Origin of the sequence: Tabrizicola sp. (assembly GCF_016793705.1) — a bacterium.
Taxonomy (GTDB): Bacteria; Pseudomonadota; Alphaproteobacteria; order Rhodobacterales; family Rhodobacteraceae; genus Tabrizicola.
The window spans coordinates 1-14,868 of record NZ_JAEULO010000016.1 but is presented as its reverse complement, the minus strand read 5'-3'; the positions used below and the strand labels follow the sequence as shown (position 1 = coordinate 14,868).

Annotated in this window: 14 protein-coding genes, 2 tRNA genes and 1 pseudogene; 8 read left to right on the top strand and 9 right to left on the bottom strand. The window is 67.4% G+C overall.

Translation table 11 applies throughout. The features are described from left to right. The coding region (gene lipB / locus JNJ68_RS02480; RefSeq protein ID WP_294978513.1) for a lipoyl(octanoyl) transferase LipB at nucleotides 1-565 on the bottom strand (565 nt) is incomplete at its 3' end. A gap of 173 nt (nucleotides 566-738) precedes the next feature. Here lipB and JNJ68_RS02475 point away from each other — a divergent pair. From JNJ68_RS02475 to JNJ68_RS02455, 5 genes are all read left to right on the top strand, one after another. After that, nucleotides 739-825 (top strand) — tRNA-Leu (locus JNJ68_RS02475). Between the two features lie 296 nt (nucleotides 826-1,121). Beyond that, complete coding sequence (locus JNJ68_RS02470; RefSeq protein ID WP_294978510.1) at nucleotides 1,122-2,222, top strand: ABC transporter ATP-binding protein; 1,101 nt, start codon at nucleotides 1,122-1,124, stop codon at nucleotides 2,220-2,222. Between the two features lie 74 nt (nucleotides 2,223-2,296). Next, a complete protein-coding gene (locus JNJ68_RS02465; protein WP_294978506.1) occupies nucleotides 2,297-3,370 on the top strand; it encodes an ABC transporter substrate-binding protein in 1,074 nt (357 codons plus the stop codon). A gap of 60 nt (nucleotides 3,371-3,430) precedes the next feature. Further along, nucleotides 3,431-4,684: an ABC transporter permease gene (locus JNJ68_RS02460; protein WP_294978503.1), complete on the top strand. Its 1,254-nt coding sequence runs from the start codon at nucleotides 3,431-3,433 to the stop codon at nucleotides 4,682-4,684. 10 nt (nucleotides 4,685-4,694) lie between these two features. Next, nucleotides 4,695-5,666, top strand: coding sequence for an ABC transporter permease (locus JNJ68_RS02455; RefSeq protein WP_294978501.1), 972 nt, complete (start codon nucleotides 4,695-4,697; stop codon nucleotides 5,664-5,666). Nucleotides 5,667-5,825: 159 nt separating this feature from the next. Here the strand turns inward: JNJ68_RS02455 and JNJ68_RS02450 are convergent, their stop codons facing one another. The 4 genes from JNJ68_RS02450 to JNJ68_RS02435 form a co-directional block, all read right to left on the bottom strand. Beyond that, nucleotides 5,826-6,764 (bottom strand): AEC family transporter, encoded by a 939-nt coding sequence (locus tag JNJ68_RS02450; RefSeq protein WP_294978498.1) that lies wholly within the window; start codon nucleotides 6,762-6,764, stop codon nucleotides 5,826-5,828. 69 nt (nucleotides 6,765-6,833) lie between these two features. Further along, nucleotides 6,834-7,637 (bottom strand): MBL fold metallo-hydrolase, encoded by an 804-nt coding sequence (locus JNJ68_RS02445; protein WP_294978496.1) that lies wholly within the window; start codon nucleotides 7,635-7,637, stop codon nucleotides 6,834-6,836. A gap of 1 nt (nucleotide 7,638) precedes the next feature. Then, nucleotides 7,639-8,448: a TatD family hydrolase gene (locus tag JNJ68_RS02440; RefSeq protein ID WP_294978494.1), complete on the bottom strand. Its 810-nt coding sequence runs from the start codon at nucleotides 8,446-8,448 to the stop codon at nucleotides 7,639-7,641. 6 nt (nucleotides 8,449-8,454) lie between these two features. Further along, nucleotides 8,455-9,585, bottom strand: coding sequence for a DNA polymerase III subunit delta' (locus JNJ68_RS02435; protein WP_294978492.1), 1,131 nt, complete (start codon nucleotides 9,583-9,585; stop codon nucleotides 8,455-8,457). 576 nt (nucleotides 9,586-10,161) lie between these two features. Here JNJ68_RS02435 and JNJ68_RS02430 point away from each other — a divergent pair. Both JNJ68_RS02430 and JNJ68_RS02425 read left to right on the top strand, forming a co-directional pair. Beyond that, the gene (locus JNJ68_RS02430; RefSeq protein ID WP_294978490.1) at nucleotides 10,162-10,581 is read left to right on the top strand and encodes a VOC family protein; all 420 of its coding nucleotides are present in this window, start codon (nucleotides 10,162-10,164) and stop codon (nucleotides 10,579-10,581) included. A 154-nt stretch (nucleotides 10,582-10,735) separates the two neighbouring features. Next, complete coding sequence (locus tag JNJ68_RS02425) at nucleotides 10,736-11,449, top strand: type 1 glutamine amidotransferase (RefSeq protein ID WP_294978489.1); 714 nt, start codon at nucleotides 10,736-10,738, stop codon at nucleotides 11,447-11,449. A gap of 28 nt (nucleotides 11,450-11,477) precedes the next feature. On the opposite strand, the gene tmk is transcribed toward JNJ68_RS02425, so the two are convergent. The 4 genes and pseudogenes from tmk to JNJ68_RS02405 all read right to left on the bottom strand — a co-directional run. Continuing rightward, a complete protein-coding gene (gene tmk, locus JNJ68_RS02420) occupies nucleotides 11,478-12,092 on the bottom strand; it encodes a dTMP kinase (protein WP_294978486.1) in 615 nt (204 codons plus the stop codon). Next, nucleotides 12,093-13,256 carry a D-alanyl-D-alanine carboxypeptidase family protein gene (locus JNJ68_RS02415; protein ID WP_294978484.1) on the bottom strand — a complete coding sequence of 388 codons (1,164 nt, stop codon included), beginning with the start codon at nucleotides 13,254-13,256 and terminating at the stop codon, nucleotides 12,093-12,095. 11 nt (nucleotides 13,257-13,267) lie between these two features. Further along, nucleotides 13,268-13,549 (bottom strand): SPOR domain-containing protein, encoded by a 282-nt coding sequence (locus JNJ68_RS02410; protein ID WP_294978515.1) that lies wholly within the window; start codon nucleotides 13,547-13,549, stop codon nucleotides 13,268-13,270. Between the two features lie 486 nt (nucleotides 13,550-14,035). Continuing rightward, nucleotides 14,036-14,479 (bottom strand): annotated as a pseudogene (locus JNJ68_RS02405) (SPOR domain-containing protein); the annotation flags it as partial. 298 nt (nucleotides 14,480-14,777) lie between these two features. Here JNJ68_RS02405 and JNJ68_RS02400 point away from each other — a divergent pair. After that, nucleotides 14,778-14,867: transfer RNA gene (locus JNJ68_RS02400), tRNA-Ser, on the top strand. The last annotated feature ends 1 nt before the right edge of the window (nucleotide 14,868 follow it).

Below are 14,868 nucleotides of genomic sequence, written 5' to 3'. Positions count from 1 at the left end.
GGCTTGTCACCCCGTGGTCGCGGATGCCGCAGGGGATGATTCCGTCGAAATGCGTCAGGTCCGGCTCGACGTTGATCGCGATGCCGTGGAAGCTGATCCAGCGGCGCAGCTTGATGCCGATGGCGGCGATCTTGTCCTCGGTCGGGCGGCCGTCGGGACCGGGGCGGTCGGGGCGCTGCACCCAGACGCCGACGCGGCCGTCACGAATCTCTCCGGTCACGTTGAACTCGGCCAGGGTGTCGATGACCCAGCGTTCCAGCTCGCGCACGAAGCAGCGCACGTCGCCGCCACGTGCCTTCACGTCGAGCATGCAGTAGATCACCCGCTGGCCCGGCCCGTGATAGGTATACTGCCCGCCGCGCCCGACCGGGTAGACCGGGAAGCGGCCGGGGTCGACCAGGTCGGCTGCCCTGGCCGAGGTTCCGGCGGTGTAAAGGGGCGGGTGTTCCAGCAGCCAGATCGCCTCGCCTGCGCGGCCCTCGGTCATCGCGGCGACATGGGCCTCCATCGCGGCCAGCGTCTCGGGATAGGGGGCCAGCCCCGGGATATGGGTCCAGTCGACCATGATGTGACCTGCCTCGGGCCTGCGGATGCGACGCTTCCCATATAGGCGGCGGGGCGCGGAAGCGACAGCCCGCATCGATGCGGCCACATGGGCGGCGAGCACAGGGACGAAAATGCCCCTTTTCATCCCGCGCGACTGTCGCTAGATAGCCCCTGTCCGAAACCAGACCCCGTGCGGATGTGGCGGAATTGGTAGACGCGCAGCGTTGAGGTCGCTGTTCCTTAACCGGAGTGAAAGTTCGAGTCTTTTCATCCGCACCAGGGCTGGGTTCAGGACGAAGCAAAAGGGCGCGAGGGGCGACGATCCCCCCGCGCCCTTCGCCTTTCCGGGCAACAATCCGGGGCCGGATATTTTCCCCGATTTGCCTGTCTGGCAGGCAGAATGACTGCCGGAACCGCGATAGGTGCCCGATTTTCCCGCCTGCCGCATATCGCGTCTCTGCTGCCGCAAATTGACCCTTTCCCGTCGAAAATGTGCGTTGCAATGAGGGTCACGTTTCGCTTTAAACGAATCAAGCCAGAAGGCGCAAAGCGCCCAGTACATCAGGGAGACACGGGTGACGGTTGAGCCCCGCAACGACGCTTTTGTCGCGTTCGAGCACGTCCAGAAGAGCTATGACGGCGTGAGCCTGGTCGTGAAGGACCTGAACCTCATGATCGGCAAGGGCGAGTTTCTGACCATGCTCGGGCCCTCGGGCTCGGGCAAGACGACCTGCCTGATGATGCTGGCGGGCTTCGAGACCGCGACCCATGGCGAGATCAAGCTCGACGGCGTGAACATCAACCAGGTGCCCCCGCACAAGCGCGGGATCGGCATGGTGTTCCAGAACTACGCGCTGTTCCCGCACATGACCGTGGGCGAGAACCTGGCCTTCCCGCTGGAAGTGCGCGGCATGGGCAAGGACGAGCGCGAGGCGAAGATCAGGCGCGCGCTCGACATGGTGCAGATGGGCGCCTTCGCCAACCGTCGGCCCGCGCAGCTGTCCGGCGGCCAGCAGCAGCGGATCGCCCTGGCGCGCGCGCTGGTCTTCGACCCCAAGCTCGTGCTGATGGATGAACCGCTCGGCGCGCTGGACAAGCAGCTGCGCGAGCACATGCAGTTCGAGATCAAGCACTTGCACGAAAACCTTGGCATCACTGTGGTCTACGTGACCCACGACCAGGGCGAGGCCTTGACCATGTCGGACCGCGTCGCCGTCTTCAACGACGGCCGCATCCAGCAACTCGCCCCCCCCGCCGATCTGTACGAACGCCCCGAGAACAGCTTCGTCGCCCAGTTCATCGGCGAGAACAACAAGCTTCTCGGCACCATCGAGGAGCTTTCGGGTGACAAGGCGCTGGTGCGGCTTGCCACCGGCGAATTGATCGACGCGACGGCGGTCAACGTCAAGGAGAAGGGCGGCAAGACGCTGGTCTCGATCCGCCCCGAACGGGTGGAGTTCAAGCCCGAGATGATGCCGCCCGGCGCCCATACCATCGACGCCGAGGTGGTCGAGATCATCTACATGGGCGACATCCTGCGCGCGGTCCTCAAGGTGGCCGGGTCGGACGATTTCGTGATGAAGATGCGCAACACGCTGGGGCAGACGAAACTTGTCCCCGGCCAGAAGATCAAGGTGGGCTGGCATCCCCAGGATGCCCGCGCGCTCGACCCCTGATGCCGCCCCGGGGGTGCAGGCGCCCCCTGGCCGGAAAAGAGCAGACAACTGAAATCCAACTTGGGAGCTTGCGAATGAAAAAGACCCTCATCCTGACGACCGCTCTGGTCAGCCTTGGCTTCGCCGCCAATGCCGACGTGACGGTCATGTCCTGGGGTGGCGCCTATGGCGCGGCCCAGACCGAAGCCCATGTGAAGCCCTGGGCGGCGGCCACCGGCAATGCGGCCGTCATGGTCGACGCCGACAACCCGGCTCAGCCGATCAAGGCGATGGTCGAGGCCGGCAACGTCACCGTCGACGTCGCCTCGCTGGAATATGCCGACGCCGTGCGCCTGTGCGACGAAGGCGTGCTGGAGCCGATCGACGCCGCCATGCTGACGCCCGCGCCTGACGGGACTCCGGCCATCGACGACTTCTTCCCCGGTGCCGTGACCGAATGCGGCGTGTCGACCGACACCTGGGCGAACGTCTACGCCTATGACACCACCAAGTTCCCCGAAGGCGCCGCGCCGACCACTGCGGCCGACTTCTTCGACCTGGCGAAATTCCCCGGCAAGCGCGGCCTGCGCAAGGGCGCCAAGGCCGTGCTGGAATTCGCACTGATGGCGGACGGCGTGGCCCCGGCGGACGTCTACGCGACGCTCGACACGCCCGAGGGCGTCGACCGCGCCTTCGCCAAGCTCGACACCATCAAGGCGGATGTCGTCTGGTGGGAAGCCGGTGCCCAGGCCCCGCAGCTTCTGGCCGATGGCGAGGTGGTGATGACCACCGCCTACAACGGCCGGATCTTCGGCGCGGCGATCGAAGAGGGCAAGCCCTTCCAGATCGTCTGGGACGGCCAGCTCTACGAGAACGAACTGTACGTCGTGCCGAAGGGCGCGCCGAACAAGGACCTGGCGATGGACTTCATCAAGTTCGCCACCTCGACCGAAGGGCTGCGCGCCCAGGCCTCGCACATCTCCTACGGCCCGCCGCGCAAATCGGCCAACGCCGAGAAGCTGATGTACAAGGACGGCAAGACCGAGATGGGCCCGCACCTGCCGACCAGCCCCGAGAACATGACCAACTCGCTGCTGACCTCGTCCGATTTCTGGGTCGACCACGACTCCGAACTGAACGAGCGCTTCCAGGCCTGGCTGTCGCAGTAATCCGACCTTTCGGGCGCGGGGGATCCCCCTCGCGCCCGATTTCCATCTGACGAGGCAGACATGGCCGAGGCCGCGACCGAACTTCTGACCACCGCCGATGGCCGCCCGCTGAAGGCAGCGCTTGCCGCCGCGCAGTCGCGCGCCAAGCGCCGGGCCTTCCTTCTGGTGCTGCCGCTCCTGCTCTTCGTCCTTCTGACCTTCCTGGTCCCGATCGGCTACATGTTGAAACGCTCCGTCGAGCATGACGGCTTCTCCTCCTCGGCCCCGGCGCTGGACGCCTGGTTCACCGAGAACCCCGGCTTCGACCCCGCCAACCCGCCGGAAGAGGCTTATGCGGCGCTGGTCAGCGACCTTGCCCGGATGCAGGTTGAAAAGACCACCGGCATGGCCGGGACGCGGATCAACTACACCGTCCCCGGCACCATCTCGCTTTTCAAGCAGGGCGCGCGCGAAGCCAAGGATCTTGTCGCCCCGTTCAAGGAGTCGCTTCTGGCGCTCGACCCGGAATGGGGCAAGCCCGCCCTATGGCGCGGCATGTCCGCCGCTTCCAGCCCCTATACCGCAGAATTCTATCAGGTCGCCTCGGACCGCAAGCTGACCGATGACGGCTGGGCGCGGGGCGGGGACAAGGACCGGATCTATCTTTACCTCTTCTTCAAGACCTTCCTGATTTCCGGCCTGATTACCGTCATCTGCCTGCTCATCGCCTTCCCGGTTTCGCACCTGCTTGCCACCCTGCCGATGGCGAAGTCTTCGCTCCTGATGATCCTGGTGCTCTTGCCGTTCTGGACCTCGCTTCTGGTGCGGACGACAAGCTGGATCGCGCTCCTGCAGGAACAGGGCATCGTCAACGACCTTCTGGTCGGCATCGGGCTGATCAGCGAGGATGGCCGGTTGACGATGATGTACAACATGACCGGCACCATCGTCGCGATGACGCATGTGCTGCTGCCTTTCATGATCCTGCCCTTGTATTCGGTGATGCGGGTGATCCCGCCCAGCTATGCCCGCGCGGCCCGCAGCCTGGGTGCTACCAGCTGGACCACCTTCCGCCGGGTCTACCTGCCGCAGACCCTGCCGGGGATCGCCGCCGGGTCGCTCCTCGTCTTCATCCTGGCGGTTGGCTACTACATCACCCCGGCGCTGGTCGGCGGCGCGGACGGGCAGCTGATCTCCAACCTGATCAGCTTCCATATGTCGAAATCGAACTGGTCGCTGGCCGCCGCCATCGCCGGGATGCTGCTGGTGGCGATCCTGCTTCTGTATTGGCTCTACGACCGCCTGATCGGCATCGACCGGTTGAAGCTGGGTTAAGGAGAAAACCATGGTTCTTCCCACCTATGCCGATCCGCTGGAACGTGTCTGGCACTACACCTATCTGGTGATCTGCGGGCTGGTGTTCCTGTTCCTGATCGCGCCGATCCTGATCGTGGTGCCGTTGTCGTTCAACGCCGAGCCCTATTTCACTTTCACCGACAAGATGTTGGCCCTCGACCCCGCGGGCTGGTCGATGCGCTGGTACGATACGCTGCTGACGCTCGGCCACCCGGCGCCGGAAACCGTGCGCGACAGCAGCTGGTGGTCGGCGGCCTGGCACCGGGCGACCTGGGTGCAGGCGGCGAAGAACTCTTTCTGGGTCGGGCTCTGGGCGACGATCCTGGCCACGACGCTGGGCACCATCGCAGCACTTGGGCTGTCCCGGCCCGAGATGCCCTATCGTCGAGTGATCATGGCGCTGCTCATCAGCCCGATGATCGTGCCGATCATCATCATCGCCGTGGGGATGAGCTTCTTCTTCGCCAAGGCCTGCGTCGCGCCCGACAGCGCGATGGGGGCGATCTTCGGCTACTTCCTGTCCGAGAAGGGCTGCCTCGCCAACTCGCACCTTGGCGTGATCGTCGCCCATGCCGTGCTGGGCATTCCCTTCGTGATCATCACGGTGACGGCGACGCTCTCGGGCTTCGACCAGTCGCTGATCCGCGCGGCACATTCGCTGGGGGCAAATCCGCGCACGACCTTCTTCAAGGTGATCATGCCCTTGATCCTGCCCGGCATCATCTCGGGCGCCTTGTTCGCCTTCGTCACTTCGTTCGACGAGGTGGTGGCAGTCCTCTTCATCGCCGGGCCGGACCAGCAGACGATCCCGCGGCAGATGTTCAACGGTATCCGCGAGGCGATTTCCCCGGCGATCCTGGCGGTGGCGACGATCCTGGTGGTGATTTCGGTCCTGCTGCTGACCACGGTCGAATTGCTGCGACGGCGGTCGGACCGGCTGCGGGGCGTGACCGGACGCTGACGGGCGGCTCCTCGTTCGCCTTCGGCTTCTCGTCGCGAGGTCAGCGACGAGGGACGAAGTCACCAAGGAGCGGTTCTTCCAGGTGTTAATCAATCCCTAACGCCCGCGACCAAGTGGCTGATCTTACTGGCCTCGAAAATCTGTCCACCGTGGACAGGATCAGGGCAGCAGGTGCAGCCAGCCCCAGGCCGTCAGGATCGAGGCGGCCGTCGCGACCAGGACGGAGGAGGCATTCACCCGCTTCCCCACCCCATACATATGGGCGAACATATAGGCATTGACCCCCGGCGCCATCGCGGCCGTCACCACCGCCGAGCGCAGGGCCGGGGTGTCGAGCTGGAAGACCTGGGTGGCCAACAGCCAGGTCACACCCGGATGCAGGACCAGCGAAGCCGCCGTCACCATCAGCACCGGCCCGATGTCGCCCTCGATCCGGTAGCGGACGAGGACGCCGCCGAGCCCGAAGAGCGCGACGGGGATGGCCGAATGGGCGATCATGTCGATCCCGGACCAGAAGAAGCCGGGCAGCGGGTTCCCGGCCAGGTTGACGGCGAAACCCAAGAGGATGCCGATCACCAGCGACTGGCTGAATACGGCGCGCGCGATTTGCCGGAGGAGGGCGGAGCCGGACAGCCCGTGCCCCCGCGTCCGCGCCCATTCCATCAGCGCGATCCCGAAGCCGTAGAGCATCGGCGCGTGCAGCGAGATGATCGCGTAGTTGCCTTGCAGGGCTTCGGCCCCGTAGGCACGCTCGGTGATGGCGAGACCGAGGAGCAGCGAGTTCGAGAAGAGCCCGGCGAAGCCGATGGAGACCGCGTCGGGCATGGCGCGATGAAAGACAAGCATCGCCCCGAAGAAACAGGCGAAGAAGCCCGCGAAGGCGCCGGTGTAGAAGCTCGCCATCAGGCCGACGTCGTAGGCGGCGGAGAGGTCCAGATGCGCGATGGAGCGGAACAGGAGGCAGGGCACAGCGAAGTTCTGGGCGAAGCGCATGAGGCCGTCGACGGCGGGTTCCGACAGAAGGTTTGCCCGGACGGCGGCATAGCCGAAGCCGATGACGAGGAAGACCGGCAGGATGACGTCGAGTAGCGCGCTCATCCCCGGCGTCGGACCGGGGGTTTCACCCCCGGACCCCCAGGATACTTGGGCCAGTATGAAAGCGCCGGATCAGGGCTGGTTGTCATAGGTGATCGTCATGCCGTCGAAGGCGGGGGTGATGTGGGGGGGAAGCTCGGCGCGCAGGGTCTCGTAGTCGAGGTCGATGTGCATGTTGGTGATCACGGCGCGGGCCGGTTTGGCGCGGGCGATCCAGCCGAGGGTCATGTCGAGATGGGCATGGGTCGGATGCGGCTTCCTGCGCAGCGCATCGACGATCCAGCAGTCCAGGCCCTCCAGCACCGGCCAGCTTTCCGCCGGGATGTCGACGGCATCGGGCAGGTAAGCGAGCGGGCCGATGCGGAAGCCGAGCGCGTCCATGCTGCCGTGGTCGGCGCGGAACGGGGTCAGGGTCACGGGGCCGCCAGCGCCGGTGATGGTGACGGGGCCGTCGATGGTATGGAGGTCGAGGATCGGCGGATAGGGTGAGCCCTCGGGCTGGACGAAGGCATAGCCGAAGCGGGAGAGGAGCGCCTCTTGCGTGGGGCCGTCGGCCCAGACCGGCAGTCGCTGGCGCTGGTTGAAGACCACCTGCCGCAGGTCGTCGATCCCGTGCATGTGGTCGGCATGGCTGTGGGTGTAGATGACGCCGTCGAGCGCGCCCACGCCCGCGTCGAGCAGCTGTTCCCGCATGTCGGGCGAGGTGTCGACCAGGATGCGGGTGGTGCCCTCCGCCGTTTCGCGGGTGACGAGCAGCGAGCAGCGGCGGCGGCGGTTCTTCGGGTTCGCGGGATCGCAGTCGCCCCAGTTGCCCCCGAGGCGGGGCACGCCCCCCGAGGAGCCGCAGCCGAGGATAGTGAAGGTGAGGCGCGCCATGTCAGGCCGCCCTTGCCGGGCGGGCGGCGCGGGGGAAGAGGCGGTCGAAGTTCTCGGTGGTCCGGGCCGCGAAGTCTTCGAGGCTGAGGCCGAAGAGGGGCGCCAGCGCGCGGGCGGTATGGGCGACATAGGCCGGCTCATTGCGCTTGCCGCGGAAGGGCGGCGGCGCAAGGTAGGGGCTGTCGGTTTCCAGGATAAGCCGGTCGAGCGGGGCCTTGGCGAAGATGTCGCGCAGGGCCTGCGATTTCGGGAAGGCGGCGATGCCGGAGATCGAGAGCATGAACCCCATCTCTAGCGTCGCCTCGGCCAGGCGGGGGCCGGAGGAGAAGCAGTGCATGACGCAGGTGTAGGACTTGCGTCGCATGCCTTCGGCGAGGATCGCCTCCATATCTTCGTCTGCGTCGCGGGCGTGGATGATCAGCGGCAGGCCGGTTTCCTGCGCCGCCTCGATGTGGAGGCGGAGACTGGTCTGCTGGATGGCCTTCGTCTCTGCCGTGTAGTGGTAGTCGAGGCCGGTCTCGCCGATGCCGACGAATTTCGGGTGGCGGGCGAAGGCGACCAGTTTCTCCACGGTGATGGGGGGTTCTTCATGCGCGCTCATCGGGTGGATGCCGGCGGCGTAGAAGACCTCCGGGTGGATTTCCGCCATCGCGCGCACTTTCGGTTCATTCTTCATCCGCGTGCAGATCGTGACCATCCGGTTCACCCCGGCTGCCTTGGCGCGGGCGATGATCGCTTCGGTCTCGTCGATGAGATCGGGGAAGTCGAGGTGGCAGTGGCTGTCGACCAGATCAGGCAGGGTGGGGGACATTCGGGCTTACCTCAGGGCGAGGCTCCCCGCCGTCTCGTCGACCTTCAGCAGCATATCCATCAGAAGCGCGGCAGGGTCAAGGTTGACCGCCTTGCCGCGCCGGGCACGGGCGGAGAGGGTCTGGGCGAGTTCCGCCCAGGCGCGGGCGGCCTCGGGGTAGGGGGCGAGGCGGGCGAGAAGTTGCGCCTCGTTCGGGGCGGCTTCGGGCGGGGTGGTGCCGGTCACGCCAAAGCGGGCGAGGCGGGCGAGAAAGAGGTCGATCAGGGTGACGAGGAGGTCGAAGGTCTCGGCAGCGCCACGGGCCCCGGCGAGATCGGCGAGGGCGAGGGCCTGGGGGCGATCGAGCCTCGGGAGGGTGGAGAAGAGGCGGGTGAGGGCGGTGTAGAGCTTGAGGCCGTCGAGGTTGGTCAGGCGGAAGGCCTCACCGACCGAGCCGCCGGAAAGCTCGGCCAGCGCGGTGCGGTCCTCGGGCGCTATGTCGCCGCCGGCTTGCGTGAGGGCGTCGGCGAGGTCCTGCGGGGGCAGCGGGGTGAGGCGCAGTTCGCGGCAGCGCGAGCGGATGGTGGGAAGAAGCCGCGCGGGCTGATGGGCGATCAGGAACAGGGTGACATTCGGCGGCGGTTCTTCGAGGAGCTTGAGGAGGGCGTTGGCTGCGGCGGGGTTCATCTCGTCGACGGCGTCGATGATCGCGGTGCGGCGGCCACCGTCGGCGGCGGAGAGGGCGAAGAAGCTCTTCATCTTCCGCACCTCGTCGACCGAGATCACCTGGGAGAGGGCGGTTTCCTTGTCGTTCGGGCCGCGGCGGAGGAGGAAGTGGCGCGGCTCGGCCAGTTGGAGCAGGCGGCGGGCGATGGGGTTGGCCGGGTCCACGTCCAGGGTGGTGGGCGGGGGGGCGGCGAACATGCCGCCGTCATCCTCGGGCGCGGCGAGGAGGAACCGGGCGAGGCGCCAGGCGAGGGTGGCCTTGCCCACCCCCTTCGGGCCGGTCAGCATCCAGGCGTGATGGAGGCGGCCGGAATTGAAGGCTTGCAGGAATTCGGCTTCGGCCCCGGCATGGCCGAAAAGGGTGGCGGTCTCCCGCGGATGGGGGGCGCCTTCGAGGCGGTCGGGGTCGGGAAGCGGGTCGGTCGCGGCCATGGCGGGAGATTGCACGGGGAGCGAGGGAAGGGGAAGGGGGGTCGGATGTGTCCACGCAGGACAGGGGCTTGGCATCATGTGGAATCAAGGGGTTGAGTGTGGGCGTTTACGGTTCGGAAAGGATGGTTGCGTGGCGTTGGAGAACGAGGGGGGCGGCTCCTGTCGCGGGGTCGGGCGGTGTCGGAGGGGGCGGCGGCGGCAAGAGTGGGTGGAGGCGGGGTGGCGCGCGGGAGCGAGAGGGGCATCAAAGGGCAGGCCGTGGGTGAGGGTTGTTACAGTCGCAACGGGTGTTCGGGGTGGGACGACGGGCGCCAGTCGCCGAGACACTGATCGCGGCGAAGCGCGATCTATGCTGCGTCGCAGCATTTGAGGTGAGAATCGTGAAAGCATTTTTCATCGAATTGCGACGGTTGACGAGCCCGGGCCCGCGGGCCTAGCATTCACCTGTCTGAAACAGGTTAGGCTCGGGGAGGTTGACCCGGCCCCCGCTTTCCAGGCGGGTCCTTCCGGCGCGATGGTGTCGGCCCAAGACTTCGGGTGCTCGCATGACGCAGGCGCCGATGAAGGGGTATGGACATGGAACCACGGATATCATTGATCACATTGGGGGTTTCCGATCTGGAACGTTCGGTCGCCTTCTACCGCGACGGGATGGGCCTGCCGACCGAGGGCATCATCGGGCAGGAGTTCGAGCATGGGGCGGTGGCTTTCTTTCCGCTGGCGGGCGGGTTGAGACTGGCACTCTGGGGACAGGCGGACCTGGCTTTCGACACGGGGCTTCAAGCGGCTCCGGTCAGCCCGACTGCGTTCGCAGTGGCGCACAATGTGCGGGAGCGCGGCGAGGTCGATGCGGTGATGGCGGCGGCGGAGACGGCGGGGGCCAAGGTGGCGAAACCCGCGCAGGACACGTTCTACGGCGGCTATGCCGGATATTTCCAGGACCCGGACGGGCATCTGTGGGAGGTGGCCTGGAACCCGGCGATGCTGCCGGAGTGAGGATGGGGAAGGGGGAGTCGGGGCACGCCCCGACCTACGGATCGCGTGTCGTCTGCGCTGCGCTGGTTGCGGGGAGGGATCGTGGCGGTGGCGGGGGTGGCTTGACCTGGGGAACTTGTCCGGGCTGAGATGGGCCAGCCGAAGGAGGCCGCCGATGAACATCCTTGTCTTCCAGCATCTTGCCGTCGAGCATCCCGGCATCTTCCGAGATTTCTGGCGCGAGGCAGGGCATCGGGTGCATGTCGTCGCGCTGGACGAGGGGGCGGCGATCCCGGAGCTGGCGGGATATGACCTTCTGGCGGTGATGGGCGGGCCGATGGATGTCTGGGAGGGCGACAGGCACCCTTGGCTGCGGGCCGAGATGGCGGCGATCCGCCGCTGGGTTCTGGAGCTTGGGCGGCCCTATTTCGGCATTTGCCTGGGCCATCAGCTGCTGGCCGAGGCCCTGGGCGGCAAGGTCGGGCGCATGGCGGTGCCGGAAGTGGGCGTGACCGCGACCGGGCTGACGGTCGAGGGCCGCAGCGACCCCTTGCTGGCGGGGTTCGGGGATGAGGTGCAGGCCTTCCAGTGGCACGGGGCCGAAGTGCAGCGCTTGCCGGAGGGCGGTGTCACGCTGGCCGGAAACGCGGCCTGCCCGGTGCAGGCGCTGCGGGTCGGGCGGCGGGCCTGGGGGATCCAGTTCCATGTCGAGATGACCGCGACCACGGTGGCGGAGTGGAGCGCGGTGCCGGAATATGCCGCGAGCATGGACGCGGCGCTGGGGGCCGAGCGGGCGCGCGGGCTGGAGGCGGAACTGGCGGGGCACCTGCCCGCGTTCAACGCGATGGCGCGGCGGTTGAACGACAACCTGTTCCGGGTGATCGGGTAGCCGAACGGGAGTCGGGGCACGCCCCGACCTACAGGTGGGGCGCGACCTTTGCCCAGACGCGGGTGGCGACGGTTTCGGGGTCGCCTTCGGCGTCGATGATGCGGAAGCGGTCGTGCTCTGCGGCGAGGGCGAGGAACCCGGCGCGGGCCTTCTCCTGGAAGGCAAGACCCATGTCTTCGAACCGCAGTTCTTTCCCGGCGCGGGCATGGGCGCGCGACAAGCCCACCGACGGGTCGAGGTCGAAGAGCAGGGTCAGGTCGGGTTCCACGCCGATCATCAGCGCGTGCAGGCGGTCGACGGTGGCAGAGAGGTCGCCGCGGGTGATGCCCTGGAAGATGCGGGTGCTGTCCGCGAAACGGTCGGTGATCACGATCTCCCCCCGGTCGAGGGCGGGGCGGATGGTCTTTTCCAGATGGTCGCGGCGGGCGGCGGTGAACAGGAGGATCTCGGTTTCCGCCGACCAGCGGTCGATGTGGCCTTCAAGGACGAGGCGGCGGATTTCCTCGGCCCCAGGACTGCCGCCGGGTTCGCGGGTCAGGGTGACGGCATGGCCTGCGGCGCGGAGGCTTTCTGCCAGGCGGCGGCCTTGCGTGGACTTGCCGGACCCGTCGATGCCTTCGAGGCTGAGGAAAAGGCCGGGCATTCAGCTGGCCGGGGACCCGAGATACTGGCCGTAGAGCACGCGTCCAGCGGTCGTCACCCGCTTGACGAACCCGGCGGTGCCGACATCGGCCTCGGCCACCAGCGGCACGCGGCGGTCGGGGAGGTCGGGGGCGTGGATGATCAGCTCGGCCACCGCGCTCCCCTTCGTGACGGGGGCAAGGAGGGGGCCGTTGTAGACGACTTCGGCGGTCACGCTGTCCTGCACGAGGGCCGGGACGAGGAGCTTCACATCCTCGGCGGGGACGAGGCCCACCGTGTCGGCGTCGCCCAAATGCACTTCTGCCTCGGCGACGCGGATGCCAGACTTGGCCACGGTCTTTTCCGAGAACTGCCGGAAGGCCCAACCGACGATGCGCTCGGCCTCCTCGGCGCGGGCCTTGTCGGAGGGCAGGCCGGTGATCGCGAAGATGATGCGGCGGTCGCCCTGCCTGGCGGATCCGACCAGGCCGTAGCCCGCTTCCGAGGTGTGGCCGGTCTTCAGCCCGTCGGCACCGATGCCGAGGTCAAGCAGCGGGTTGCGGTTGAAGCGGTTGTCGGGCGAGCGGCCCTTGTAGCTGTATTCGGTCTGGGCGAAGATCGGATAGTAGTCGGGGAACTCCTCGATCAGCCGCTTGCCGAGGATGCCAAGATCGCGCATCGACATGCGGTGCCCTTCGGCGGGCCAGCCCGATGCATTCCTGAAGGTCGAGGCGGTGAGGCCGATGGCCGGGCCGCGCTGGGTCATCTGTTCGGCGAAGGCCTCCTCGGTGCCTGCCAGCCCCTCGGCCACCACGACGCAGGCGTCGTTGCCCGAGTTGATGATCATGCCGTGGATCAGCTCTTCCACGGTCGGCCGGTCGTCGTGCTGGAGCATCATGGTCGAGCCGCCGTCGCGCGTCATCTGCACCGCGCGGTCCGAGACGGCGAAGGTGGTGTCCATCGTGACCCGGCCATCCTTCAGCGCTTCGAAGAGCATGTTGATGGTCATCAGTTTCGACATCGAGGCCGGAGGCAGCGGCTGGTCGGCGTTCTTGTCCATCAGCACGGTGCCGGTCGTCATGTCATAGACCCAGGCGGCGGTGGCCGCCGTCTCGAAGGCGCGGGCAGGGAGCGCGGCCAGCAGGAAGGCGAGGAGGGTCAGGACAGGGCGGAAGCGGTTCAGCATTCAGGCGGCCTTCATTTCAGGAAATAGGCGTCGGCGAACCCGGCGTCCTTGATCTTCTTCAGCATCGCTTCGTCGCCCATCACCACGACGCCCCAGACCGCCTTGCCGGCCTTTTCGGACTTCTGCGGGGTTGCGGTGACGCCGATCTTGGCCAGGGCCTGGGCGGCGCGGTTGGCGTTGTCCTCCTTGGAGAAGGAGGCGACCTGGATCGGCCGGGCCGGGCCGGTGGCGGCGGTGGCCTCGGGGGCAGCTGCGACGGCGGCAGGGGCCGCAGCGGCGCTGTCGCCGACCACCTTGGGCTTGGTCTTCTTCGTTCCGGCGGGGGCGACCGCCTCGGGCTTGCGGGCATCGAGCGGCGCGGATTCGATGGGCGCGACGGCGGCGGCGGCGGCGTCGGGGGTGGTCGTCGGTGCCTCGCCTTCGACGGCGACGGCGGTTCCGGCGGCAGCCGCAGCGGCGGCGGCCTTGGCTTCCGCGGCCGCCTTCTTCTTGGCCTCGCGTGCGGCCTTCGCCTCGGCCCGGCGTTCCTTCCAGGTCTTCTTCTTCGGCGTCTCGTCGACCACGGCGGCGCCATCGGCGGCCCCCTCGGCGACGACGGCGGCGGTTCCGGCGGCAGCCGCAGCCGCTTTCGCATCGCCCGGCTTGGCGGCGCCCTTGGTGCCGGTCTCCCCGGCAGGCTTGCCCGCATCCACCGCGTCCAGCGCGGCAGAGGCGATGGCGGCGGCGTCACCCTCCTTCGCGGTGGGGTCTGCGGCGGCGGTATCGGTCGCGGCAGGGGCTGCTGCGGTCTCGGCCTTTTCCTCCTTGCGCAGCGCCGTCACCCGGATCTCGGTCGGCTGTCCGGCCAGGATGCCAAGCGCCTCGGCCGCGTCGGAGGAAAGTTGCAGGCGGGGGCCGGGATTGTCGCGTTCGCGCTTGAAGAGCGCGCCGGTGATCGACTTGCCGGTGGCAGGGTTGAACATCACCACCCGTTCGGGATTGGTCACATCGGGCGAGGCGACCCAGATGCCGCCAAGCGAGGGGCGACCGTCCCAGAGCGCGCTGTCGGTCGCCTGGAAGACCTCGGGCGCCTCGACATCCGTGGCTCCGGCCTTCTTGCCAGGCGATGCCGTCACGCGGGTGCCGCCCGCGTCGCCAGTCTTGCCGCCGCCTTCGACGCAACCGACCAGCAACCCGGTCACAGCCAGCCCGAAAACGATATCCCGGAGAACCGCTCTTGCCATCTTCCGCCCTCAGAACCGCGCGGTCTGGAATGCCGCGCTTTACCAATGATCTTGCCTGTGGTTCCGGCTTCGTCGCCTTGGGCGTGAACCGCCCTTCTTCCCCATCAGGTCCGCCTGCTTGTGGGTGAGCATATCCCCTTGCGCAAGCGGTGGGAAGGGCAGAGGCGATGACGCCCCCTCACGATCAGCGGAAATCGCCTGTGCGCGGCTGGCCGACGGCCTTTCAGAATCACTGCGCCGCAGCTATGCGGGCCGGGTCGCCCCCGGCCCCCCGCTTCAGACCGGGCCGGAACGGCACGGAAGTGTGGCCGAGTGGTTTAAGGCTCTGGTCTTGAAAACCAGCGTGGGGGGAACCCCACCGTGGGTTCGAATCCCACCGCTTCCGCCAC

Excerpts from the sequence above, each read along its gene's own strand:
- JNJ68_RS02465 (WP_294978506.1), top strand. The coding sequence starts at position 2,297 with ATGAAAAAGACCCTCATCCTGACGACCGCTCTGGTCAGCCTTGGCTTC.
- JNJ68_RS02460 (WP_294978503.1), top strand. The coding sequence starts at position 3,431 with ATGGCCGAGGCCGCGACCGAACTTCTGACCACCGCCGATGGCCGCCCG.
- JNJ68_RS02455 (WP_294978501.1), top strand. The coding sequence starts at position 4,695 with ATGGTTCTTCCCACCTATGCCGATCCGCTGGAACGTGTCTGGCACTAC.
- JNJ68_RS02450 (WP_294978498.1), bottom strand. The coding sequence starts at position 6,764 with ATGAGCGCGCTACTCGACGTCATCCTGCCGGTCTTCCTCGTCATCGGC.
- JNJ68_RS02445 (WP_294978496.1), bottom strand. The coding sequence starts at position 7,637 with ATGGCGCGCCTCACCTTCACTATCCTCGGCTGCGGCTCCTCGGGGGGC.
- JNJ68_RS02440 (WP_294978494.1), bottom strand. The coding sequence starts at position 8,448 with ATGTCCCCCACCCTGCCTGATCTGGTCGACAGCCACTGCCACCTCGAC.
- JNJ68_RS02435 (WP_294978492.1), bottom strand. The coding sequence starts at position 9,585 with ATGGCCGCGACCGACCCGCTTCCCGACCCCGACCGCCTCGAAGGCGCC.
- JNJ68_RS02430 (WP_294978490.1), top strand. The coding sequence starts at position 10,162 with ATGGAACCACGGATATCATTGATCACATTGGGGGTTTCCGATCTGGAA.
- JNJ68_RS02425 (WP_294978489.1), top strand. The coding sequence starts at position 10,736 with ATGAACATCCTTGTCTTCCAGCATCTTGCCGTCGAGCATCCCGGCATC.
- tmk (WP_294978486.1), bottom strand. The coding sequence starts at position 12,092 with ATGCCCGGCCTTTTCCTCAGCCTCGAAGGCATCGACGGGTCCGGCAAG.
- JNJ68_RS02415 (WP_294978484.1), bottom strand. The coding sequence starts at position 13,256 with ATGCTGAACCGCTTCCGCCCTGTCCTGACCCTCCTCGCCTTCCTGCTG.